The 223-nt window shown below is 73.5% G+C and carries 1 protein-coding gene; it reads left to right on the forward strand.

Features of this window, described 5'->3' with window-relative positions; translation table 11 throughout:
• Window positions 1-223 (forward strand): hypothetical protein (locus tag E4K09_RS28810; RefSeq protein WP_166802154.1); only part of this gene is annotated, 223 nt, incomplete at both ends.

Below are 223 nucleotides of genomic sequence, written 5' to 3' on the forward strand. Positions count from 1 at the left end.
CCGCAACCGTTGGCCGCGCCGACGTCGCCGCGCGCGACCTCGCGGCAAAGGCCGCCGCCGCTCGCGCCAGCCTCGCGGCCGTGCAGGCCACACCCACTTTGGCCAACCTCACCGCCCTGGTCGACGCCTACCCGCATGAGGCGGTCCTGGGTGTCCTCGCGGTTTGGCCACAGATCGCGCAAGACGTCTTCGCCATCGCGAGCGACTGCGCTGGCGCGGTCGC

Source organism: Microvirga pakistanensis, from assembly GCF_004458765.1.
Taxonomy (GTDB): domain Bacteria; phylum Pseudomonadota; class Alphaproteobacteria; order Rhizobiales; family Beijerinckiaceae; genus Microvirga; species Microvirga pakistanensis.